Genomic DNA, 22,560 nt, shown 5'->3' with positions numbered 1-22,560 from the left:
GCGCAATCAACTGCGGGCGATCTTCGGCGAAGGACGGTAGAATCCCCCTCCTCAGTTATCCACAAGTGGCCGACCTTTGCTTATCGAGTCCCGTCGTCGCGCTTATCTGTCCGCCATGCAGGTGGTCAGTTGGCTGCCGCGCAGCGAATTGCCCTTTGCCGCCCCTTCGCGCCCCGAGTTGCTGGCCCTGCCGGAACCGGAGGTGGAGGCGCCGCCTGCCCCTGTGGTCGAGGCCAAGGCCCCCGCGGCGCCGGCGGCAAGGAACGTCGAACGGCCGAAGATCGAGGTGCCGCGCCCCTCCACCGCCCCTGCGCGCCCAGCCAGCAAGGCGCCGACCGAGGGCGAAGAGGCCCCGGCCCCGGTGGTCAAGGCCCCGGTGGTACCGCCGCCGCGTTTTGCCTTGCAGTTGCTGCGGGCCGGCCGTTGCCTGCTGCTGGTGGAGTTACCCACAGGCGAAGCCTTCCAGAGCCGCGACCCGGCCTACCTGTTGCTCAAGGACATGCTGCGCGCCGCCGGCCTGCCGGACAGCCCGCAGATCCTCGCCGAGCCGGTGCGCTGGCCGATGCTGACCCGGGGCAACCTGGACCAGGGCCCCGAGGCTGCGCGGGATTTCGTCCAGGCCTTTGTCGGCGTGCGGATCGAGCAGGAACCCTGTGTCTGTCTGTGGCTGATCGGCCTGCCGGCGGTGCGATTTGCCGGCGAGGCGAATGCCGAATCCTACAACCGCGAACTCCAGGTCGAAGGCCTGGGTTCGGCCTGGGCCCTGCCTGGCCTGGAACTATTGATGGAAGAGCCACAGCGTAAGGCTGATGTCTGGCAAGCCATGCGTCGCTTGATGACGCGCTGGAAAAGCACTGATGAGCAAAATGACCAATGAGTGACGCGTTGACCTTCCGCCTGGCCACCGAAGCGGACCTGGATAGCATCCTGAAAATCGAATATGCGGCGTTCAGCCACCCCTGGACCCGGGGCATTTTCATGGATGCCTTCAAGTCCTACGAGGTCTGGCTGATGTTCGAAGGCAGCCAGCAAGTGGGCCACGGGGTGATCCAGGTGATCATCGACGAAGCGCATCTGCTGAACATCACCGTCAAGCCGGAAAGCCAGGGCCGCGGCCTGGGCCTGCGGTTGCTGGAAGAGCTGATGAAGCGCGCCTACCAGAAGGACGCCCGGGAGTGTTTCCTGGAAGTGCGCTCCAGCAACCAGACCGCCTATCGGTTATACGAGCGTTATGGCTTCAATGAAGTGGGGCGCCGCCGCGACTACTATCCGGCGGTAGGTGGTCGCGAAGACGCCCTGGTCATGGCCTGCACGCTGGTCGACTGAGCCTTTAACCGCACGCGGGCCGCTGTAGGATCTGGCTTGCCAGCGAAGGCGCCATTCGGGGCGATGCACGGCTTGAGGGCCTCTTCGCCGGCAAGCCGGCTCCTGCGGGAGAGCGCGTCATTGAATGCGGTGCAGGGCTCAGGGCTTGCCGTCCAGCGGGTCGCGGCGGGCCAGTTCGGCTTCATCCAGGCCATTGCCGCCACCAATGTTCTCTTCTTCGACAATACTCAGGTCCCAGTCGGCCGGTTTGTCGGCACCGGCCTCATGGGCGGAGCGGGCGCCGTCTTCGCGGATCAGGGTTTCCGGGCTCAGGTCATCATCGCTTGCACCGTCGTCCGTGACGCGGTTGCTGGCGCGGGCGGCGGGTTCGTCGTCATCGAAATGCAGCTCCTCCATGGAGCCCATGCGGTCCTGATCGTCGTCGATGGGTTCGGGCTGGGGGGCGTTGTAGGGGCGTCGTGATTCGTTCATGGCGATTACTCATACTTCGGGACTGGATAAAGGGTGGACCCTTGCACGCCCCTGAAGATTCCCCCGCAAGGGATGGCCGGTATCTGTAGCAATAGGCGTGACCTCGACGGGCGGCCGTCTGTCAAAGCAGCGCATCATTCTTGAGGCTTCACAGCATGAACGAACTACAAGATCTGATTGATAACAACGAGCGTTGGGCCGAAGCGATCAAGCAGGAAGATCCGGACTTCTTCTCCAAACTGGCTCGCCAGCAGACCCCGGAATACCTGTGGATCGGCTGTTCGGACGCGCGGGTGCCGGCCAACGAGATCGTCGGCATGCTGCCGGGCGATCTGTTCGTGCACCGCAACGTGGCCAACGTGGTACTGCACACCGACCTCAATTGCCTGTCGGTGATCCAGTACGCGGTGGATGTACTCAAGGTCAAGCACATCCTGGTTACCGGCCACTACGGCTGTGGCGGCGTGCGCGCCTCTATGCAGGATCGCCAGCTGGGCCTGATCGACGGCTGGCTGCGTTCGATCCGCGACCTGTACTACGAGCACCGTGAAGCGCTGGGGCAGTTGCCCACGGAAGAAGAGCGGGTCGACCGTCTGTGCGAACTGAACGTGATCCAGCAGGTGGCCAACGTCGGCCATACCAGCATCGTGCAGAACGCCTGGCATCGCGGGCAGAGCCTGTCGATCCACGGTTGCATCTACGGCATCAAGGACGGTCGCTGGAAGAGCCTGAACGCCACCATCAGCGGCTTCGAGCAGTTGCCGCCGCAGTATCGGCTGCGTCCGGTGGGCGCGGTCTGATCGTCGCTGGCCGCAGGCGGCGATAGGGCGCAGGCTTGCGGGCTCTGTCAGAGCACCGCGACCCTGCGGGTCGATCGCAGCCTGCGGCAGCGGCTACAGGTTTAGCGGCCGGCTCAGAGGTGCGGTACCTCGGTGCTTGGCGCCGGTGCCGGGGCCTTGAGCTGGTTGAGCTGGGTCTTGACCGGTGCACTGGTGCATTTGGCCGCGGCTTGCTGCTCGCTCAGCTTGCGCACCGAGGTGTAGAACAGCTCGCAGGTCTGCACTTTCTGCGTCACCTGCCAGGTCTGGGTGCAACTGCCGAGCAGGGTGCTCGGGTCCGTCCCCGGCTTGCTGCCCATGCCGGCCTGCCAGCAGGCCGCGCTCAGGTCCTGGCCCATCACTTTCAACCCCGCGGCATCGGCCTTGGCCTGGTCATCGTCGTAGTTCGCCGGGTCTGCCGCGTACCAGATATAGCTCGGGTGGTTGGAGCCCAGCACCGGCACCTTGACCCCCTCGCTGGGGCTGATCTGTGCCAGGCCCAGCACATTCACCGTGACCCCGTACTGCTGCTTGAGCCAATTGCGCACCGGTGCGCCGAAGGCCACCATCGGCAGGGCCGCGCCGCTGGTACTCTGGCTGACCTGCTTGACCATGCTGGTCTGGTAGCTGTTGAAGTAGCTGTAGACCCCCTCCAGGTCCTTGCCGGCACTCGATGGCGCGGCAATCGGCGCGATGTCGACGATGGTCTGGTAGGCCGGGGTCTGCTCGGCGGCGATGCCGTTGGCCGTCAACAGGGTTGCCCAGCGGTCGGTGGTGGCCGACTCCAGATAGTCCTGGGCCTGGGTCAATGAATAGTCCGGCGGGAAGTGCAGCAGCTCGACGCTCTTGCGGTTTTCCAGGGCCATGCCCAGGGGCAGGAACAGGTACCAGCTGTAGGCCCATTTGCCATCGGCATTGAGCTGGCTGGCGCCCTTGTAGGCCAGGTCGCCGGCATCCAGCAGGGCACTCAGGGGCTTGTCGTAGCCGTCCGGCACACCGCTGATGGAGGCCAGGACCTTGTCGCCGGTGGTCTTGACACTGACTTTTGCAGCGCTGTAGCCGTCACGCTGCACGCTCTGGGTCAGGTAGTGAGCCACCGTCTCCTCCAGGGTCCAGTTGCGATAGCAGATCACGTTGCAGTTGTTGGGGTAGGCGAAGAGTTGGGTGACGCGCTGGGGGCTGCCCAGATCGACTTCGACATCGGCCTGTGCCGTCGCGCTCAGGGCAGCAGCGGTCAGCGCCAGGGTCATTCCTGCGAATTTGAACATGCTCAGATCCTTTTCAGCGTGAACCCCTTCGAAGGGGGGGCAGGACATACTGAAACAGCACCGAGCGGAGAAACAGCCGGGAGTGAAAAAATATCCATTGCCCCGGCCGCGCAGGGTTCAACCAGGCATGAGGCGCGTCCAGGGAAACCCCGGGGTATGGAGCTGACAGACCCGGATGACCACGATCATGACGACCAGATAGATCGGCTGCCAGGGGCTGAAGTGATTCCAGTGCAAGGCGCCCAGCCAGGGGCTGCGGGCACAGAAATCCGGGTCCGGCTGGCCGATGCGCCGCGAATGCAGCAGGCCGATCAGCACAAAGCCCAGGTAGGCCAGTATCCCCAGGGCCCCCAGCCAATAGCCGAACAGGCCCAGCATGACCGCTTGCGGCACCCCGTGGCGCAGCACCAGCCAGTGCTGGTGCGGATTCAGGCGCTTGGGCACCAGGCGCTCGCTCAACCACAGGTCGATGGCCAGCAGGCGGGCGATCGCAGGGGCCCAGGTGTTGAGCAGGATCAGCCCGAAAATCGCCAGGACACCCCCACAGAACAGCCCCATCATCACTGCAAGTTCTTTGCTGTGTTGAGGCTTGTTCATGAAGTACAGGCTCAGGGCCAACCCCATGGCGACCCCTGACCTGATCCAGCTGTCCACGCCCTGCGGACGCGGCATCAGGTTCTGCCAGAAAAACACATCGCTGCGAGGCAGCCGCTCCAGCAGCGCCGGGAAACGCGAGGCCAGGGTCTGCGACAGCTCCATGCAGGCCTGCCAATGTTCGTCTTCGAAGTGCCGGGTCAGGGCGACCTGGCGACGTCGGGGCATGGGGTTCAGCAGCAGGCGAGCCGCGGCAACGTCCGGCGTCGCTTCGCCGGGTTCCCCAGCGTTGGCCTGCAGCTTCTGATAGAAGGCCTCCTGCTGGCAGCGCTCGATCAGCGACTGCCAGAGCCACGCCGGTTCAGGGGTGTTGCCACGGCTTTCGTCCCAGCCGAACAACTGGCATACCCGATCGAACAAGGGTACCTGCCAGGCTTGCTGCTGCAGCAACTGCAGCATTTCATGCTGCCAGTTCTGGCGATGATCGAAGATCCGCAGCCAGGGTTGTGCGCAGTAGCTCGTCAGACGTTCGAGGAAGGCCCGCTCCTGGCCGGCTTGCAGCAACGCTTCCAGCGTCCGGCGGTATTCCTGCAATAGCGTCTTGACCAGGAATGCCTCTTGCCAGGCCTCCATGGGCGGTTGTTGCCAGGGTGTCAGCCAGTCCAGATGCTCGGCGGCCCAGCCGATGATCGCGGCGTATTGCTCGGGGTGGGCGCAGCACGCCACCAGCAGGCGCTGCAGGAAATCGTTCTCGCAACCCTCCTGCCGAGCCTGTTGCCAGCGCTCTGGCAGGTTCTCGACGCTCAGCCCCTTGAGCAGCGGCAATGCGCTAGTGGCTGGAGCGGGTAGGGGGGCGGGATCCTGCGGGGCGGGCGGGACCCAGTCCGCCAGCGGTTCGACGGACAGGGGGACGTCTTCAAGCAGGCTGGCCCATTGCTGGGCCTGGGAAGGGCCCCTCGGCGTTGGCCGCGGGGCGGCCGCGTCCATCTCTATCAGGCCCGACCAGGCCTGCAGGTTGTCCGGGGGCGGTGCCTTAGTGGAGGCGGTCTGGATCACCACGACTTCATCCGCGATCTCTTCCCGCCAGCGGGCCAGTTGCAGCGCCCGCTCATAGGCTTCACGCAGGCGCTGGAAGCCTTCGGCATCCTCGTCCGGACGGGTGATCTTCAACTGCCGGGCATAGCTGCGCTTGATGCTGCGTTCGTCGGCGTCCTCGGGCAACTCCAGCAGGGACCAGCAATCCATGTTGCCGCTCCTCAGTGCCAGTGGCCGTTTTCCAGGTGTTGCAGCTGTTCACTGAGCTGGCTGCGCACTTCGCGGATCTTGCGCTCGTCCTGGGTTTCCAGCACTTGCTGGAATTGCCCGGCCCAATAGCCGATCTGTTCGCGCAACTCCCCCAGGCTCTCCTGATACAGGCGTTCCAGTCGGGCGCTGAGCAGCGTGTTGACCTGCTGGTCGCGGGGGTGAATCTTCAATTGCGCCAGGGCCTTGAGGCGCTCCTGGATTTCTTCCGGAGTCAGCACGCCGGGGTTGTTTTCGATCACCAGGGAATGGCTTTCCCCGGTCAGCGGGATGCTCACCTGGGCTTCCAGAAGGCCGTTGATGTCGTAGGTGAAGCGCACGTCCAGCGAGACTTCGCCGGCGGGGCGCTTGGGCACGCGCATTTCCAGCTGGCCCAGGGCGACGTTGTCGCGTACCAGGCGGCTTTCGCCCTGGAAGATCTTCAGTAGCACCTGCTCCTGGTTGTCATGCAAGGTCTGCACGGTCTTGACCCGGCTTACCGGCACCACGCTGTTGCGCTCGATGATCGGCAGGTAGTGCCCGCTCTCGATCTGGTTGCCGTATTGCTGGGAGGTCTCGATCCCCAGGGTGTAGGAGCAGACGTCGGTCAGCACCACTTCTTCCAGGGCCGCCGAGCGTGCCTTGAGGGCCGCCTGGACCGCCGCGCCCTGGGCCACCACCTGGTCGGGATCGAGGCTGATGGAGGGAAAGCGCCCGAACAGCCCGGCCGCCAGCTTGCGCACCAGGGGCATGCGGGTGGCGCCGCCCACCAGGAGGATTTCATCCAGGTCGCTGACGCGGATCCGTGCATCGCGCAGGGCGCGTTCGATGGGCGCCCGCAGGCGTTCCAGCAGCGGCGCATAGAGGCTGGCCAGTTGCGCCTGGGTGATGGTCTGGGTCCATTGCCGGCCATCGACCCGCAGGCTGAATTCGGCACTGGGCTCCTGGCCGAGGGCGCGGCGCACGCGCTCGGCTTCCCGGCGCAGTGCCTGGAGCACGCTCTGGCGTTCGGGAAAGCCCGCGGCCTGGGCCTGCTGTTCGAGGAAGTGTTCCAGCAGCAGGTTGTCGAAGTCCTCGCCGCCGAGGAAGTTGTCGCCGGCGCTGGCGCGGACTTCCATGACCCCGTCGAACAGCTCCAGGATCGACACGTCGAAGGTGCCGCCACCGAGGTCGAAGACCAGGAACGAGGTTTCCCGGTCACGCTGGTGCAGGCCGTAGGCCAGGGCTGCGGCGGTGGGTTCGTTGATCAGTTTTTCCACCTTGAGCCCGGCCAGTTCGCCGGCAATCCGCGTGGCCTTGCGCTGGGCATCGCTGAAGTAGGCTGGCACGCTGATCACCGCTTCCTCCACCGGTTCGCCATAGGCCCGCTCAACGTCTTCCTTGAGGCTCTTGAGCACCAGGGCCGAGAGTTCTTCGGGGCGGTAGGTACGTTCCCCCAGGCGCACTTCGGTGGCGCTGCCCATGTAGCGCTTGAACAGCGCCGTGGTGAGCTGCGGGTGCGTGTGCAGGCGCTCCCTGGCGGCTTGCCCCACCAGGATCCGGCCTTCGTCGTCCAGGCCCACCACGCTGGGGGTGAGCAGTTCGCCCAGGGCATTGGGCACCAGCTCGCTGGCGGTTTCGCGCCAGACCGCGACCAGGCTGTTGGTGGTCCCCAGGTCGATACCTACGATCATGACGACGAACTCCCTTTCCAATCGGAAAACAGATGAAACAAATAGGTGGCGCGCAGGATATTACCCGCCGGGTGGATGGGTAAAGTGGGTGATGTTATATGGCTATCATTTGTGCCGGTGCCGCAGAACCGAAGCCGGGCTTGGGTTTCGGTTCTGCGGTGGCAGGTGGGCCCGTTGCGGGCCCGGCCGGGGTCAGGCCGTGAAGTGCAGGGCGTTGGTCAGGTCGCCCATGGGCTTCTGGCCCCGGGCGATCATGGCCTGGTCACGTTCCTTGATGCCGTCCAGGGTTTCCAGCTGGAACACCCGGGTGATCAGCCGCAGGATCGAGGCGGTGTCGTAGACCGTGTGGTCCACCGTGCCCTTGCGGGCGAACGGCGATACCACCAGCGCCGGAATCCGCGTGCCCGGGCCCCAGCGGTCGCCCTGGGGCGGTGCCACGTGGTCCCACCAGCCGCCGTTTTCGTCAACGGTGACGATCACCACCATGTTTTTCCATTGCGGGCTTTCCCGCAGCACTTTCAATGCCCGGTCGATATGCCGGTCGCCGGCGGCCACGTCGGCATAGCCGGCGTGCAGGTTGAGGTTGCCCTGGGGCTTGTAGAAGGTCACCGCCGGCAGCTTGCCGGCCTCGGCATCGGCGAAGAACTTGTTGGTGCTCGACTCATCGCCCAGGCCGCCGTCGCGCAGGCGCTTGGCCCGTTCGGCGGGGTTTTCCGGGCCCTGGCGCACGAAGTAGTTGAAGGGCTGGTGGTGGTACTGGAAGTTGGGGATCTTGGGAATCCCGCCGGAATCCTTGAACTGCTCCAGGGTCGCCTGCCAGGCGCCGCCGTACCAGGCCCAGTCGACGTTCTTCTTCGACAGCTTGTCGCCGATGTGTTCGTGGGTTTGAGGCACCAGTACGCTGGGCAGGTCCGGCTTGGCGTAGTCCGGGCGCTCCGGGTCGCGGATCCAGGTTGGCCAGTAGGGCGGGGCCATGGTATTGACCGCGAAACCGTCCGGGGTCAGGGCGCTGGGACCGAACTGCGGGGCGCCGTCCATGGCACTGGCCGGGGACTTGTCCAGGGGCTTGAGGCGGGTGCCCTTGGGGTCGTCGCCCTGCAGGGTGGCGATCTGCGACTTGGCCACCGAGTTGGCGGCATCGGGGTAGAACGGCACCTTGGCGCTGATCAGGTACTGGTGGTTGAGGAACGAGCCACCGAATGCCCCCTGGAAGAAGTTGTCGCAGAGCACGAACTCCCGAGCCACGTCCCACAGGCGCAGGGAGTAGCGGGTCTGGGCGTAGTGGCCCATGGTCAGGGCGCCGGAGTCGGCCCAGGCCACGAAGCTGTCGTTCTTGCCGCCGTTGATCTGCATCTGGTTCTGGTAGAACACGTGCCACAGGTCGCGGGTCACCAGGCCCAGGGGCAGGTCCTCGCCACTGGGCCCCTTGAGGGCGAAGGGGGCATTGGGCAGGTTTTCCTGGAACTGGGTTTCCACCGGGTAGGTGATGCCGTCCAGGGTCTGCGGGCCCACCTGGAGAATGCCGCCCCAGATCGGCGGCAGTTTCTGCAACAGGTTGCCGTCGCGGTCGCGCTGCTGGAAGTCTTCGGGCTTGAGGGCCGAGAGCGGTTTCTCCACCCCGGGAAAGTTGGCGAACAGGTTGTTGAAGCTGCGGTTCTCGGCGAACAGTACCACTACGTTTTTCACCTGCTCCTGCAGCGCCTTGTCCAGTTCGGCCGGGGACAAGGGGCGTTCCACCGGCGGTTTGCCTCCTGGCTCGCCGGGCTGGCCGCAGGCGCTCAGGGTGGCGCCGACCCCCAGAACCGCAACGCCGCCTAGGAAGCGGCGGCGGCTGGTATCGGTAGGCTGGTCGGTGGCGGATTCGGGGGTGTCGCGCAGGTCGGTATCGTCGCTCATGTCGGCTCCTTGCTCGGCTCTCTGAGGATTCGTTACAAAGTATTTCGGTCGCACGGTAACAACCGAATATGACGCAAAGGCTACAGGAATGCGGCACGGCCTGGCTGTCTGGGCCCTGGATAAATCTGCGATTGGGCCGGCGGGCCGTTATCCACAGGCTCGCTGTGCAGCGGGCCTGTGGCTCTGTCAGGGAATGACCGGCGGCAGGTAGGACAGGGTGGTGCCCAGGGCCCAGAGCAGCACCAGCACCAGGGGCGCATGCACCAGCAACTGGACAAAGGAGAAGCCGATCAGGTCCCGGGCCTTCAAGCCCAGCACCCCCAGCAGCGGCAGCATGTAGAAGGGGTTGATCAGGTTCGGCAGGGCCTCGGCGGCGTTGTAGATCTGTACCGCCCAGCCCAGGTGGTACTGCAGGTCATTGGCCACCTGCATCACGTAGGGCGCCTCGATGATCCACTTGCCGCCGCCCGAAGGAATGAAGAAACCCAGCACCGCCGAGTACAGCCCCATCAGCAGCGCGTAGGTGTCGTGGGAAGCGATCTGCACGAAGAAGGTCGAGATGTGGTGGGCCAGGGTCTGGCCGTCCACGCCCTTGACCACCGTCATCAGTGCGGCGATGGAGCCGTACAACGGGAACTGGATCAGCACCCCGGTGGTGGTGGGCACCGCGCGGGCCACTGCATCGAGGAAGCTGCGGGGCCGCCAGTGCAGCAGGGCGCCGGCCATCAGGAACAGAAAGTTGTAGGTGTTGAGTCCGGAGATCGCGGTGATCGCCGGTTTGGTGGCGAACTCGTGATACAGCCAGCCGGCCGCCAGCAGCGCCAGGAGAAGGGTCAGCAGCGGGCTGTATTCCAGCCATTCGCCAGGTCGGGTCCGGAGTTGCGGCTTGGGCATGCTGAAGCTCGGGTCGACCCCGCAGGCCTGGGCATCCCGGGCGCTGCCGGGGCCGGGCGCCGTGGCGTAGGCGACGATCAGCGAGACCACCACCAGGGCCAGCAGCAGGACGCCGGATTGCCAGAGAAAGATGGTCTGGGTGAAGGGAATGACCCCGGTGATGGCCAGGATCGACGGTGGCAGGCTGCCCGGGTTGGCCTGCAACTGCGCCGCCGAAGACGACAGCCCAAGGGCCCAGACCGCGCCCAGGCCCAGGTAGGCGGCAGCGCCGGCGGCGCGGTAGTCCATGCGCAGTTCGGTACGCCGGGCCAGGGCCCGCACCAGCAGGCCACCGAACACCAGGGACAGGCCCCAGTTGAGCAGGGAGGCGACCATGGAAATCAGCGCCACCCAGGCCACCGCCGAGCGGCCGTTCCTGGGAATGCGCGCCAGCTTGTCGATCAGCTTCACCGCCGGCGGCGAGCTGGCTACCACATAGCCGCCAATGACCACGAAGGCCATCTGCATGGTGAAGGGGATCAGGCTCCAGAAGCCGTCGCCAAACGCCATGGCGGCATCGGTGGGCTTGGCGCCCATGGCCAGTGTGGCCAGGGCAACGATGATCACCGCCAGCGCGGCGAACACCCAGGAGTCGGGAAACCAGCGTTCGGCCCAGTTTGAGCAGCGCAGGGCAAAGCGGGCGGAGCGGCTATCTTGAATATCAGCGGCCACGTGAGTACCTCGGATTTCTTATGTTTATAAGGAGGTCGGCCGCCCCAGGCAGAGGCGGCCGAGAACTGTGCAAGAATGCGGCAATTGCCACGGACTGCAAAGGATCTCAACGCCCATGTCATTTTCCCCCGAAGAACGCGCCGCACTGCTCAAGGTCAAGGGTGTCGGTTCTACCGTGGTCGCTCGCCTGGAACAACTGGGCATCACTTCCCTGGCCCAGCTGGCCGCCGCCGATGCCCTGCACATCGTCACCCAGGCTTCGGCCCTGGTGGGTTCCAGTTGCTGGAAGAACAGCCCCCAGGCCCGCGCGGCGATCCAGGCGGCGATCGCCATGGCCAAAGGCAACTGAAGCGGTGCAGCGCCACCCGTCTTTCGCCTATCAGGCGGTCTACCGCTACCTGTCGCAGTGGATCGACAACGCCGCCAGCGATCAGGAGCAACGCCTGCCGTCATTGCGCGAACTGGCGCAGCGGCTGAAGGTTTCCCTGTCCACCATCAAGTACGCCTACGCCCTGCTGGAAGACGAGGGGCGCATCTGTTCGCGGCCGCGCCAGGGCTATTTCACCCGGGCCCTGGCCGCCGCGACCGTGCCCGAGACCGGTGAGGACCTGCTCGACAACCTCTATGCCCAGGCCCGCCTGCCGGGGCGCCTGGCGCTGTGCAGCGATGCGCCGGCGATGCTGCTGTCGCTGGAGCAACCCTTGCTGATGACCGAGCGCGAACTGGCCCGCCAGTACCCGCGCAACCAGGCACCGCTGTACCAGCCCCTGGGCGAGCAGGAGCTGCGCAGCGAACTGGCCCGGCGCTACACCTGCTCCAGCCGCGACTACTGGCAGGCCGACCAGGTGTTCCTGGGGGCCGATCTGCACAGCGTGGTGGAGTTGGCGTTGCGGGCGCTGGACCTGGACGGCGGCGTGGTGCTGGTGGAGTCCCCGTGTTCCTGGGCGATCCTGCGCCAGTTGCGGGCGGCGCGCCTGCGGATTATCGAGCTGCCCCTGGATGCCGGCGGGCGCTTCGATCTGCAGCAGGTGCAAGCGCTGCTTCAGCGCGAGCCGGTGCGCCTGGCGGTGTTCTCCTCGACGGTGAACATCCCCCACGGCAGCCTGATGCCCGCCGCCGACAAGCAGCAGCTGTGCCGCTGGTTCGCCGAGCGGGGGATCTGGCTGCTGGAGAACGATAGTTACGGAGCATTCAGCTTCGTGCCCGGCGCTGCTCGCTATCGGGATTTCGCCGACCCCGAGCGCCTGCTGGTGTTCGCCAGCCTGGACAAGGCCATCGGCGCCGAGGCGCCCTTGAGCTACGTGCTGAGCCGCAGCCTGGGCCCGGCCTTGCAGCGCCAGTGCCTGGAGCGGCGCTTTCGCCTGTCGCCGATCCGCCAGAAGGCCGTGGCCCGGCTCTTGAGTTCCGGTCGCGTAGACCAGCACGTGCTGAAACTGCGGGGCATGCTGCAACAGCGGATGAAGCAGTTGCAGCAACTGCTGGACGAGCAGGCCGGCGGGCTGTTGCATGCGCCGCTTGCCGCCGGCGGCGCGACCTTGTGGGTCGAAGCCAGGCGCCCGGTGCCTATGACCCGGGTCTACGAGCGCCTGCTGGCCGACGGCATCGTCATCGCCCCGGGGGCGATCTTCAGCCAGCAGGGCTTGTGGCAGCAGCACCTGCGCCTGAGCTTCACCCTGGACTGGAGCAAGGATATCCAGGGCGCCCTCGGGCTGTTGGCGCGGGCGGTGAGTCAGGCCTCCTGAACCACCCCATAACAATGCTGCAACTGCGGAAAGGCCTGCTCCCGAACCTCTGCGGCGAAGCGTTCGCAGGCCTGGCTGATCAGGGCGCCGGCATCGGCGTATTGCTTGACGAAACGCGGCACCTGGGGCCCGCCCAGCCCCAGCAGGTCTTCGGTCACCAGTACCTGGCCGTCGCAGGCCGGGGAGGCGCCGATGCCAATGGTCGGCATCGGCGAGAAGTCGCTGATGCGCCGCGCCAGGGGCTCCGCAACCCCTTCCAGCAACAGGCTGAAGGCGCCGGCCTCGAGGTGGGCCCGGGCATCTTCCTCGATCTTGCGGGCCGCCTCGCTGTCGAGCCCCTGGGCCTTGAACCCGCCCATCTGGTTGACGAACTGCGGCATCAGGCCGATATGCGCCATCACCGGAATGCCCCGCTGCACCAGGAACTCCACGGTGGGCGCCAGGGCCCGGCCGCCCTCCAGCTTGAGGGCGGCGCAACCGGTGCGGGCCATCACCTCGGCGCAATTGCGGTAGGCCTGTTGCGGGGATTCCTGGTAGCTGCCGAAGGGCATGTCGGCAATCACGCAGGCCAGGCGGCTGCCGGCCACCACCGCGCGGGTGTGGGCGATGATTTCCGCCAGGCTCATGTCCAGGGTCGAGGTGCGCCCGTAACCGACCATGGCGGTGGAATCACCGATCAGGATGAAATCCACGAAGGGGTCCATCAGCCGCGCCATGTGGCTGGTATAGGCGGTGAGGGAAACGATCTTCTGCCGGCCTTTCATGGCCACCAGTTGCGGGACGCTCAGGCGCTGGGTGCGGGTATGGCTGCTCATGACGACTTTCCTGATTCTGCTTGGGTGGGAAAGTGCCCGATTATTGGCCTGGCGCGCGGCCGTTCAAGGTACAGAAAACCCCGGAAAACCAACCCAGGGCCGGGAACGGGTTGTTCCCCGGATCTTTTGCGTAGACCATGAGCGCCTTTGCTTTGTGCTGCCATCGAGTTGCTTTATGACCCCTTCCACTGAGTCGTCGCCGGCGCGCTTTTCCCGCTCCGACTACAAGACCCTGGGCCTGGCCGCCCTGGGCGGTGCCCTGGAAATCTACGACTTCATCATCTTCGTATTTTTCGCCCTGACCCTGAGCCAGCTGTTCTTTCCCCCGGAAATGCCCGAATGGCTGCGCCTGCTGCAGAGCTTCGGGATCTTCGTCACCGGCTACCTGGCCCGGCCCCTGGGCGGCATCCTCATGGCCCATTTCGCCGACCGCCTGGGGCGCAAGAAGGTTTTCAGCCTGAGCATCCTGATGATGGCGCTGCCCTGCCTGCTGATCGGCATCATGCCGACCTATGCCCAGATCGGTTATTTCGCGCCCTTGCTGCTGCTGGCGCTGCGGGTGCTGCAAGGTGCCGCCGTGGGCGGTGAAGTGCCCAGCGCCTGGGTATTCGTCGCCGAGCACGCGCCGCGGGCCCATCGCGGTTATGCCCTGGGCTTTCTCCAGGCCGGGCTGACCTTCGGCTACCTGCTGGGCGCCCTGACCGCGACCCTGCTGGCGCGGGTCTTCAGCCCCGAGGAAATCCTCGACCACGCCTGGCGCTATCCCTTCCTGCTGGGCGGCGTGTTCGGCGTGATCGGCGTCTGGCTGCGCCGCTGGTTGAGCGAAACCCCGGTGTTCGTGGCGCTGCAGCACCAGCGCGATGCCGCCGCCGAACTGCCCCTGCGCACCGTGTTGCGGGAACACCGGCTGGCGATCCTGCCGGCGCTGATCCTCACCTGCGTGCTGACCTCGGCGGTGGTGGTGTTCGTGGTCATCACCCCGACCATGATGCAAAAAGGCTTCGGCATGAGCGCCAGCCACACTTTTGCCCTGAGCAGCCTAGGGATTGTCTTTCTCAACATTGGTTGCGTGCTGGCGGGGCTGGTCGTCGACCGCCTCGGTGCCTGGCGCACGGTGATGCTCTATAGCCTGCTGCTGCCACTGGGCATCGCCGTGCTCTATGGCTGCCTGATCAGCGGCGGCGCCTGGATCGGCCTGGCCTATGCCATCGCCGGCCTGGGCTGCGGCGTGGTGGGGGCGGTGCCGTCGGTGATGGTGGGCCTGTTTCCGGCGCGGATTCGCGTGTCGGGGATCTCCTTCACCTACAACATCGCTTATGCCCTCTGGGCCAGTACCACGCCGTTGCTGCTGATCGCCCTGATGCCCTGGAGCCCCTGGATCTGCGTGATCTACTGCGCAGTGATGGGAGCGGTGGGAGTCGTCAGCGCCGCTTACTTCGGCGGCCGTGTGGGTGAGGAAGGGCCTGCGGCAGCGAGAGAAAGCTGCATGGCTGACCAACGCTAGGACTTTTCTTCGGCCTGCTGTGATTCAGCGAAGCGGCGAGCTAGAGCCTTCACCAAAACGCCTCTTGATCCCGCGTGAAACCGGGCTGAAAAAGAGCTTTCAGCCCCCGGTTTTTTCCCGCTAATCTCCCGGAACGCGCGGCCTGCGCTTGGGTTTCCGGGAGCTGTCTTGATTCGTTCGACGCTGTGTTCCTTGCGAAATTTCTCCGCCTTGGCGCCACTGTTACAAGTGGCGCTGATGAGCTTCGTGCTGGGGTTGGTGTTTGCCCTGATCCAGGCCTGGACCTGCACGCAACTGGACTACGGCCTGGAGGGCGCCAGCCCCGACAGCTTGCGCGCCCGGGTGATCGCAGTGGAGGCCGGGGCGCTGCTGGTGGAGGAACTCGACACCGGGGAGCGCCAACGCTTGCGCCTGAACCGCGAACTGACCCGGCTCCAGCTGTCACTCGCTCAACTGCCGGGGCAGACCCTGGTACTCAGCCACCTGCGGGGGTACCTGCTCAGTTGTCGCCGCGACGATCAACCCGGGTGCAGCGCCCTGTGTTCCAGCGCCGCAGAGTGCCAGCAGCGCCTGCGCCAGGGCGACTCGTGTGTTGGCATGCTGGGCTTTGCCTGGCTCGTCAGCCTGATCTGCGGACTGCTGCATGGCTTGGAGCATCGACCGTTCTGGCCGCGAGCGGGCTCCTGAGGCCGCTTTCGCGGGCAAGCCCGCTCCTGCAGGTGCTCCGGCTTGCTGGCGAAGAGGCCCCCGGGCCTGCTGTCATTCGGGCAGCAGTTGTTCCAGATAGCGGGTGCGTTCGGTGCTCAGGCGGGTCACGCAGAGGTTGATCAGGGTCACATGGGCCGGCTTGCCCGGTTCCACTTCGAAGGCCTCCAGCACGCAGGTGCTGTCGCGGTATTTGATCCAGGCGCGTTGGGCGTTCTTCAATTTGCCGAGGTATTCCTGTTCTTGCAGCAGGCTGCTGGGGTACAGGTTGTGCACCCGGACCAGCAGCGCCTGATAGCTCTGGTTGAGTGCGGCGTCGGCCCGCTCCTTGTCCTGCTGGGCGCAGCGGTCGACCTGTTCGCTGACGCTGATGTGCTCGCAATCCAGCGCTGCGGCCTGGGCAGGCGCCCAACCAGCGGCGCCTGCAATTACGGCGATGACGAGGCCAAAGATCCAGGGCTGATAAGGCATGTCGGTCCCTTGCGCTGAGAATGAAGCGGGCATTCTACAGCGCTGTTCCCAATGCAGAAGGGCTGGCCTGCCCACCACGGCCAGCGGTTATTGCAGCCAGTGCCAGAGCAGCAGCGTCCCCACCAGCCCGACCACGGAAACAATGGTCTGCAGCACCGACCAGACCCAGAGTGTCTGCTTGAGTTGTAGGCCGAAATACTCGCGCACCATCCAGAACCCGGCGTCGTTCACGTGGCAGAAGAACACCGAGCCGGCGCCGATGGCCAGCGCCACCAGGGAGCTTTGGGTGGCGGCCAGACCGGCCATCATCGGCGCCAGGATGCCGGCGGTCGTGGTGGTGGCCACGGTAGCCGAGCCGGTGGCCTGGCGCAGGGCCACGGCGATCAGCCACGCCAGGAGGATATAGGGCAGGTGCGCGCCTTCGGCCACCTTGCTGATGGTCTGGCTGACCCCGGCATCCAGCAGCGTCTGTTTGAGCCCGCCGCCGGCGCCAATGGTCAGCAGCAGCACGGCAATCGGTGCCAGGCTTTTGCGCAGGGTGTTGCCCACCTGGTCCCGAGCCATGCCGTTGGCCCAGCCCAGACAGATCACCGCGGCGATCACCGCCAGGCCCAGGGCGATCAGGGGTTCGCCGAGAAACTTCAGGGTCAGGGCCAGGGTGTTCTCCGGGCTCATGGCGACCTTGGCCAGGGTGCTGCCGAGCATCAGCAGCACCGGCAGCACAATGATCAGCAGCGACACGCCGAAGCCCGGCTGGCGCGGGGCCTTGGGCGCAGCACTGAACAGCGCGCCGAGCTCCGCCGGTTCGCTGACCTGCATGCGCTTGGACAACCAGTTGCCATACAGCGGGCCGGCCAGGATCACCGCCGGCACGGCCAGGCACAAGCCCAGCAGCATGGTCAGGCCGAGGTCGGCGTGCAGGGCGCTGACGGCAATCAGCGGGCCCGGGTGCGGGGGCATCAGCGCGTGCAGGGTGGTCATCCCGGCCAGGGCCGGAATGGCGATTTTCAGCAGCGGCAGGCCCGAGCGGCGGGCCATGACGAAAATGATCGGCACCATCATCACCAGCCCCACTTCGAAGAACAGCGGCAGGCCGATGACCATCGCCACCAGGGCCATGACCCAGGGCAGCGACTTGCCCTTGCCCAGGCCCAGCAAGGTCGAGGCGATGCGGTCGGCGGCGCCGGACTCGGCCATCAATGCGCCGAGCATCGAGCCCAGGGCAATGATGATCCCGGCCTCGCCGAGAATCGCCCCGGCGCCCTTGCTGAAGGCCTTGGCCACTTCCTCCGGCGGCAGGCCTGCGCCCACCCCGGCAATGAAGGTGCCGATCAGGATCGACAGGAACGGCGGCAGTTTGGTGGCGCTGATCAGCACAATGATGCTGGCGATGGCCACCAGGCAGCAGATGATCAGGCGGGTGTCGTGGACCATCCAGGCGGCAGTCGATACATCCAAGGCGGGACTCCTCAATCGGCTATTTTTATCTGTTACGTTTTGTTTCACTTTTTCGGGAGCATACCCGAGGCGCCCGCCGCAGAGGGCTTATGCGCACTTTTGGTGCATTCGTTAGCCGGCTAACTATGGGCCTGCCCTGGATAACCGGCGGATAACCGGCAGATGACAATTCGCTTATCCAGCCCTGGGCACCTGGCCAATCGAACTATCATCAGAGCCACGCTTTACCAGCCAAACGAGGATCTTTCATGGGCGCAGGACACAGTCACGGCCAGGTACGGGCCGGGCATGAACGCAAGTTGTGGATGGCCCTGGGGCTGACCGGCAGCTTCATGCTCGCCGAGGTCATCGGGGCCTTTGTCACCGGCAGCCTGGCGCTGCTGTCGGATGCCGCGCACATGCTCACCGATACCCTGGCGCTGCTGTCGGATGCCGCGCACATGCTCACCGATACCCTGGCGCTGGCCATCTCCCTGGTGGCGATCCAGGTCGCCAAGCGCCCGGCGGACCGAAAGCGTACTTTCGGTTATGCGCGCTTCGAGATCCTCGCCGCGGCGTTCAACGCCCTGCTGCTGTTCGTGGTGGCGTTCTACATTCTGTTCGAGGCCTGGCAACGCCTGCAGGCACCGGCCGAGATCCAGTCCACGGGAATGCTGGTGATCGCGGTGCTGGGGCTGATCGTCAACCTGATCTCCATGGGCCTGCTGGCCTCCGGCAGCAGCCAGAGCCTCAACGTCAAGGGTGCATACCTGGAGGTATGGAGCGACATGCTCGGTTCACTGGGGGTGATCATCGCCGCGCTGGTGATCATGTTCACCGGTTGGGGCTGGGTCGATTCCCTGGTGGCCGCGGCCATCGGCCTGTGGGTGTTGCCTCGGACCTGGACCCTGCTCAAGGAGAGCATGAACGTGCTGCTGCAAGGGGTGCCGGACGGGGTCGACATCGACCAGGTGGAGCAGGCCATACGCCAGGTGCTGGGGATCAGTGATGTGCACGACCTGCATATCTGGGCCCTGACCAGCGGCAAGAACGTGCTTAGCGCGCATCTGGTGGCGCACCTGCAAGGGCGGGATGAACAGGCGATCCTGGCCGAGGTCACCGAGCTGCTGCAGGAGCGCTTCGACATTGCCCACGTCACCTTGCAGGTGGAGCAGGCAGGGTTTCATGAGCAGGTGCATGAACATTGAGGGAGCCGCGCTTGCGTCTTGTGCAGGAGCCGGCTTGCCGGCGAACACGGCCGCGCCTCAGTCGCGTTCTTCAAGGACATAACCCACACCGCGCAGGGTGTGGATCAGCTTGCGTTCGAAAGGGTCGTCGATCTTCGCCCGCAGGCGGCGGATCGAGACTTCCACCACATTGGTGTCACAGTCGAAATTCATGTCCCAGACAAAGGAAATGATCTGGGTCCGCGACAGCACCACGCCGCTCTGGCGCATCAGCAGGTGCAGCAGGGCGAACTCCTTGGTGGTCAGGTCGATGCGCTGCTTGCCGCGAAAGGCCCGGTGCCGGCCCTGGTCCAGCTCCAGGTCGGCGACCCGCAGCACATCCGGCACCGGCGCCTGTTCGCTGCGGCGCATCAGGGTGCGGACCCGGGCCAGCAATTCCGGAAACTGGAACGGCTTGACCAGGTAATCGTCGGCGCCCAGGTCCAGGCCACGGATCTTGTCCGCCAGCCGGCCCTGGGCGGTGAGCATCATCACCCGGGTGCTGCTGTCCTGGCGGATTTGCCCGAGCACGCCCCAGCCGTCGATGTGCGGCAGGTTGATGTCGAGGATCACCAGGTCGTACGCATGCTGGCGAGTCAGGTGCAGGCCGTCCGCGCCGTTGTTGGCGCAATCCACCACGTAGCCACTTTCAGTCAGCCCCTGATGCAGGTAGTCAGCGGTCTTGGGTTCGTCTTCGATGACCAGAATACGCATGAAAATGAGGTTCTCGGCAGGTGGGGGACAGTAACGAAAAGACGCGAGTAATCAGCGGGCCAATGCTCGAAAGTTGTGCGGCCCCGTGCCGTATTCGTGTTCTTTAAAGTTCGCTTGCTGGCACTTGAAAAGTGCTCTTGATGTTCACTTCGAATAGCCGGATGTTAATACAGAACCTTGAGACAGAGCCTTTGCTAACGGATTTGTAATCTTTGCGCCACCCTGCTGATAAGCACTGAAAGTTACAGTTGGCCGAACTTGAAACTCTCCCTGTCAATGGGCGAACTGCTGCAGTTTCATATCGGCCGGAACTCCTGTGGATAAGCGTCGATATGGTGCGCTGCAACTTCGCAGACACTTTGCCTCCATAGGGGCCGGAACTTGTTATGCCGACTTTCCCGAGAATATCTGCCCTGGCAGCACGCACCTGCGTCCTGACCCTGTTGCTGGCCCTGGCGAGCCAATCTGCAAGCGCCGTCGAGCAACCGCTGTTGAGCCTGGACAGCGCCCTGGCCCGAGCCTTTGCCAACAACCCTGAACTGGCCGCCGCACGCTGGGAGATCGACATCGCCCAGGGCGCCCGCCAGCAGGCCGGGCTCATCCCCAACCCGGTGCTTTCGGTGGACGCCGAGGACACCCGCCGGGATTCGCGCACCACTTCGGTCAAGCTCGGCCAGGCCCTGGAGCTGGGGGGCAAGCGCGGAGCACGGATCGACGTGGCCAGTCGCGGTCAGGAACTGGCGGCCCTGGAGCTGGAGCGGCGTCGCAACCAGTTGCGTGCGGATGTTCTGGATGCCTATTACACGGCGCTGCGGGCCCAGGAACGCACCCAACTGGCCGGGCGCTCCCTGGCCCTGGCCGAACGGGGCGTGGCGGTAGCCCAGGGCCGGGTCAACGCCGGCAAGGCCTCGCCGGTGGAAGCCACCCGGGCCCAGGTGCAACTGGCCGAGGTGCGCCTGGAACTGAACCGGGGGCAGATGGAGCAGGACAATGCCTACCGACGCCTGGCCATGGTCACTGGCGCGGCCACCAGCGACTTTGCCGGGGTGCAGGAGCAGCCCCTGGCACTGGCGGCGCTGCCGGCTCCGGCACAGTTGCTTGGCCGCCTGCCGGAAACCACCGAACTGCGCCTGGCGGAGCAGGAAGTGGTGCAGCGCGAGGCGTCCCTGGGGCTGGAGAAGGCCCAGCGCATTCCCGACCTGGACGTCAGCGTGGGCAGCCAGTACGACGCCAGCGCCCGGGAGCGGGTCAACCTGGTAGGGCTGTCGATGCCTTTGCCGCTGTTCAATCGCAACCAGGGCAACGTGCTGTCCGCCGCCCGCCGCGCCGACCAGGCCCGGGACCTGCGCAACGCCACCGAATTGCGCTTGCGTACCGAAACCCGCCAGGCCCTGGAACAGTGGAACACCGCCCGGGGCGAGGTGCAGTCCTTCAACCAGACCATCCTGCCCGCCGCCCAGCGTGCGGTGGACAGCGCCACCCAGGGCTTCGAGATGGGCAAGTTCAGCTTTCTCGACGTTCTCGATGCTCAACGCACCCTGATCGGCGCGCGTACCCAGTACCTCGCCGCGGTGGCGCAAACCACCGATGCCTGGGTACGGATCGAGCGCATCTACGGCGACCTCAGCCGTTGGTGAAACCCTGGCTGATGGGCCTGGCGTGCCTTGCCGCGTTGCTGGTGAGCGACTGCAGTGGCGCACCCCCGACAGCCCCCGAAGACCCACCCGCGCATTGGTGCGTGCATGAGCTGCATCGGGCCATTGGTCAATGGCTGTTTCCCTCTACCCCGTAAGGCAGCGCCTGGCGCTACCGACCCTCGATCGATTCAGGAGTCCCCATGGATAAAAAACGCAGCCTTGTTCTGGCCAGCACGGCAGTGGTCGGCCTCGGGCTGGCGGCCTTGCTGCTGCCGGGCCTGTTCGCCAGCCCGGTAACGGTGCCCCAGGCCGAGGAGGCCGGGCACGGCGCCCAGGAGCCCGAGGGCCATCTGGAACTCAGCCCGGAACAGATCCAGGCCGCCGGCATCGAGCTGGCCGCAGCCGGTCCGCGGCGCCTCAACCGGGTACTCAGCCTGCCGGGAGAGATCCGCTTCGACGAGGACCGTACCTCGCACATCGTGCCCCGGGCCGCCGGTGTGGTGGAGTCGGTACAGGTCAACCTCGGCCAGTCGGTCAAGCGCGGCGAACTGCTGGCGGTGATCGCCAGCCAGCAGATCTCCGATCAGCGCAGCGAGCTGGCCGCCGCCGGGCGGCGGGTGGAACTGGCCCGTACCACCTTCCAGCGCGAGCGCCAGTTGTGGGTCGACCAGATCTCCGCCGAGCAGGATTACCTGCTGGCACGCCAGGCCCTGCAAGAGGCGGAAATCGCCCTCAACAATGCCCGGCAGAAGATGAATGCCCTGAGCGGCAGCGCCCAGTTGGTGGGCGGCAACCGCTATGAAATGCGCGCGCCGTTCGACGGTGTGGTGGTGGAAAAACACCTGAGCGTGGGCGAAGTGGTGGGCGAAACCAGCGCCGCGTTCACCCTCTCGGACCTGTCCCGGGTCTGGGCCACCTTCGGCGTGTTTCCCAAGGACCTGGACAAGGTCCGGGTCGGCCAGCCGGTGCAGGTCAGCTCCAGTGAGCTGGGGACCCAGGTCCAGGGCCAGGTGGCCTACGTCGGCAGCCTGCTGGGGGAACAGACCCGCACCGCCACGGTGCGGGTGACCCTGGCCAACCCCAATGACGCCTGGCGCCCGGGGCTGTTCGTCTCGGTACAGGTGGCCACCGAAGCCTTCGACGCACCGGTCAGCGTGCCGCAGACGGCGATCCAGACCGTGGAAGACCGGCCCTCGGTGTTCGTCCGCGTGGCCGAGGGGTTCCAGGCCACGCCTGTGGTCACCGGGGCCAGCCAGGACGGTTTTGTCGAGATCCGCGAGGGCCTCGAAGCCGGGGCCCAGGTAGCCGCCCGCGGCAGCTTTACCCTTAAGTCCGAACTGGGCAAGGGCGCGGCCGACCACGGCCATTGATCGGCCT

The 22,560-nt window shown here is 65.6% G+C and carries 20 protein-coding genes; 10 read left to right on the top strand and 10 right to left on the bottom strand.

Going from position 1 to position 22,560, the window contains the following annotated elements; all coding sequences use genetic code 11:
* Positions 1-76: 76 nt before the first annotated feature.
* Both KI242_RS26660 and rimI read left to right on the top strand, forming a co-directional pair.
* Positions 77-877: a hypothetical protein gene (locus KI242_RS26660; protein WP_015637039.1), complete on the top strand. Its 801-nt coding sequence runs from the start codon at positions 77-79 to the stop codon at positions 875-877.
* Positions 874-1,326: a ribosomal protein S18-alanine N-acetyltransferase gene (gene rimI / locus KI242_RS26655; RefSeq protein WP_011063479.1), complete on the top strand. Its 453-nt coding sequence runs from the start codon at positions 874-876 to the stop codon at positions 1,324-1,326. The genes KI242_RS26660 and rimI overlap by 4 nt, the downstream gene beginning before the upstream one ends.
* A 138-nt stretch (positions 1,327-1,464) precedes the next feature.
* Here the strand turns inward: rimI and KI242_RS26650 are convergent, their stop codons facing one another.
* Positions 1,465-1,797 carry a hypothetical protein gene (locus tag KI242_RS26650; RefSeq protein ID WP_011063478.1) on the bottom strand — a complete coding sequence of 111 codons (333 nt, stop codon included), beginning with the start codon at positions 1,795-1,797 and terminating at the stop codon, positions 1,465-1,467.
* A gap of 155 nt (positions 1,798-1,952) precedes the next feature.
* On the opposite strand from KI242_RS26650, the gene can reads away from it, so the two are divergent.
* Complete coding sequence (gene can / locus KI242_RS26645) at positions 1,953-2,597, top strand: carbonate dehydratase (RefSeq protein WP_011063477.1); 645 nt, start codon at positions 1,953-1,955, stop codon at positions 2,595-2,597.
* Positions 2,598-2,710: 113 nt separating this feature from the next.
* Here the strand turns inward: can and KI242_RS26640 are convergent, their stop codons facing one another.
* The 5 genes from KI242_RS26640 to KI242_RS26620 form a co-directional block, all read right to left on the bottom strand.
* The gene (locus KI242_RS26640; protein WP_041120710.1) at positions 2,711-3,883 is read right to left on the bottom strand and encodes a hypothetical protein; all 1,173 of its coding nucleotides are present in this window, start codon (positions 3,881-3,883) and stop codon (positions 2,711-2,713) included.
* A 117-nt stretch (positions 3,884-4,000) separates the two neighbouring features.
* Entirely contained in the window at positions 4,001-5,722 is a 1,722-nt protein-coding gene (locus KI242_RS26635; protein WP_212805692.1) for a J domain-containing protein, read from the bottom strand.
* 11 nt (positions 5,723-5,733) lie between these two features.
* Positions 5,734-7,431 carry a molecular chaperone HscC gene (locus KI242_RS26630; RefSeq protein ID WP_011063474.1) on the bottom strand — a complete coding sequence of 566 codons (1,698 nt, stop codon included), beginning with the start codon at positions 7,429-7,431 and terminating at the stop codon, positions 5,734-5,736.
* A gap of 192 nt (positions 7,432-7,623) precedes the next feature.
* The gene (locus tag KI242_RS26625; RefSeq protein ID WP_212805691.1) at positions 7,624-9,327 is read right to left on the bottom strand and encodes an acid phosphatase; all 1,704 of its coding nucleotides are present in this window, start codon (positions 9,325-9,327) and stop codon (positions 7,624-7,626) included.
* Positions 9,328-9,513: 186 nt separating this feature from the next.
* Positions 9,514-10,932, bottom strand: coding sequence for a TIGR00366 family protein (locus KI242_RS26620; protein WP_212805690.1), 1,419 nt, complete (start codon positions 10,930-10,932; stop codon positions 9,514-9,516).
* A gap of 115 nt (positions 10,933-11,047) precedes the next feature.
* Here KI242_RS26620 and KI242_RS26615 point away from each other — a divergent pair, with 115 nt between their 5' ends.
* Together KI242_RS26615 and KI242_RS26610 are read left to right on the top strand one after the other, a co-directional pair.
* Positions 11,048-11,281 carry a hypothetical protein gene (locus KI242_RS26615; protein WP_041774476.1) on the top strand — a complete coding sequence of 78 codons (234 nt, stop codon included), beginning with the start codon at positions 11,048-11,050 and terminating at the stop codon, positions 11,279-11,281.
* A gap of 4 nt (positions 11,282-11,285) precedes the next feature.
* Positions 11,286-12,674: a PLP-dependent aminotransferase family protein gene (locus tag KI242_RS26610; protein WP_123472975.1), complete on the top strand. Its 1,389-nt coding sequence runs from the start codon at positions 11,286-11,288 to the stop codon at positions 12,672-12,674.
* On the opposite strand, the gene panB is transcribed toward KI242_RS26610, so the two are convergent.
* Positions 12,662-13,489 (bottom strand): 3-methyl-2-oxobutanoate hydroxymethyltransferase, encoded by an 828-nt coding sequence (gene panB / locus KI242_RS26605; RefSeq protein WP_011063469.1) that lies wholly within the window; start codon positions 13,487-13,489, stop codon positions 12,662-12,664. The genes KI242_RS26610 and panB overlap by 13 nt on opposite strands.
* A gap of 175 nt (positions 13,490-13,664) precedes the next feature.
* On the opposite strand from panB, the gene KI242_RS26600 reads away from it, so the two are divergent.
* Entirely contained in the window at positions 13,665-14,993 is a 1,329-nt protein-coding gene (locus KI242_RS26600) for an MFS transporter (RefSeq protein ID WP_212805689.1), read from the top strand.
* A gap of 168 nt (positions 14,994-15,161) precedes the next feature.
* The gene (locus tag KI242_RS26595) at positions 15,162-15,680 is read left to right on the top strand and encodes a hypothetical protein (protein WP_212805688.1); all 519 of its coding nucleotides are present in this window, start codon (positions 15,162-15,164) and stop codon (positions 15,678-15,680) included.
* A gap of 72 nt (positions 15,681-15,752) precedes the next feature.
* Here the strand turns inward: KI242_RS26595 and KI242_RS26590 are convergent, their stop codons facing one another.
* Both KI242_RS26590 and KI242_RS26585 read right to left on the bottom strand, forming a co-directional pair.
* Complete coding sequence (locus KI242_RS26590; RefSeq protein WP_015637031.1) at positions 15,753-16,169, bottom strand: lysozyme inhibitor LprI family protein; 417 nt, start codon at positions 16,167-16,169, stop codon at positions 15,753-15,755.
* 87 nt (positions 16,170-16,256) lie between these two features.
* Positions 16,257-17,627 carry a gluconate:H+ symporter gene (locus KI242_RS26585; RefSeq protein WP_212805687.1) on the bottom strand — a complete coding sequence of 457 codons (1,371 nt, stop codon included), beginning with the start codon at positions 17,625-17,627 and terminating at the stop codon, positions 16,257-16,259.
* Between the two features lie 248 nt (positions 17,628-17,875).
* Between KI242_RS26585 and KI242_RS26580 the strand changes: the two genes are divergently transcribed.
* Positions 17,876-18,814 carry a cation diffusion facilitator family transporter gene (locus KI242_RS26580; RefSeq protein WP_212805686.1) on the top strand — a complete coding sequence of 313 codons (939 nt, stop codon included), beginning with the start codon at positions 17,876-17,878 and terminating at the stop codon, positions 18,812-18,814.
* Between the two features lie 57 nt (positions 18,815-18,871).
* On the opposite strand, the gene KI242_RS26575 is transcribed toward KI242_RS26580, so the two are convergent.
* Positions 18,872-19,546: a heavy metal response regulator transcription factor gene (locus KI242_RS26575; RefSeq protein ID WP_011063463.1), complete on the bottom strand. Its 675-nt coding sequence runs from the start codon at positions 19,544-19,546 to the stop codon at positions 18,872-18,874.
* 386 nt (positions 19,547-19,932) lie between these two features.
* Between KI242_RS26575 and KI242_RS26570 the strand changes: the two genes are divergently transcribed.
* The gene (locus KI242_RS26570) at positions 19,933-21,183 is read left to right on the top strand and encodes a TolC family protein (RefSeq protein WP_212805685.1); all 1,251 of its coding nucleotides are present in this window, start codon (positions 19,933-19,935) and stop codon (positions 21,181-21,183) included.
* A 200-nt stretch (positions 21,184-21,383) separates the two neighbouring features.
* Complete coding sequence (locus tag KI242_RS26565; RefSeq protein ID WP_123431436.1) at positions 21,384-22,553, top strand: efflux RND transporter periplasmic adaptor subunit; 1,170 nt, start codon at positions 21,384-21,386, stop codon at positions 22,551-22,553.
* Positions 22,554-22,560: the final 7 nt, after the last annotated feature.

The organism is Pseudomonas sp. Eqa60 (assembly GCF_018326405.1).
GTDB classification, from domain to species: domain Bacteria; phylum Pseudomonadota; class Gammaproteobacteria; order Pseudomonadales; family Pseudomonadaceae; genus Aquipseudomonas; species Aquipseudomonas protegens.
Note: the sequence above shows the minus strand (reverse complement) of the source record. Positions and strands in the feature narration are given on the sequence as shown.